This is a genomic window from Vaccinium witches'-broom phytoplasma str. VAC (assembly GCF_000309405.1).
GTDB lineage: Bacteria > Bacillota_I > Bacilli_A > Acholeplasmatales > Acholeplasmataceae > Phytoplasma.
The window spans coordinates 1-387 of the sequence record NZ_AKIN01000172.1; the positions used below are offsets into that span (position 1 = coordinate 1).

The following is a 387-nucleotide window of genomic DNA, read 5'->3' on the forward strand; positions in this document are numbered from 1 at the left end:
TTGTTATTTTTATATGGGATAAATTAACATTTTTATTACCCTTTTTAAAATTATTTAATATTTTATTTGGATATTTAAAACAAATTTTACAGGTTTTTATTGATGTTTTTAGTGGTATTATCGGTTATATTAAATCATCTCTTAGTTATATGACAGGCCAAAAACAATTTGACCCTAATAATAGTTGGTGGGATAAACTTCAAGAAATAGTGCAAATGATTTTTCAGTTCACCGTTGGCGGTATAGTTATTTATTTTTTCAAAGATGTGCAAACTTTCCTTTTGAACTCCTTTGCTAAAATAGGTGATTTAATGTTAAAAATTGTTTTAAGAATTTTAGATATTATGGTTATTGTTTTAAACATTTGGTTATTGTTATTAAAAAAAG

The 387-nt window shown here is 23.5% G+C and carries 1 pseudogene; it reads left to right on the plus strand.

The annotated features are described in order from the left end of the window. A pseudogene (locus RI68_RS04135) lies at nt 1-387 on the plus strand (hypothetical protein); the annotation flags it as partial.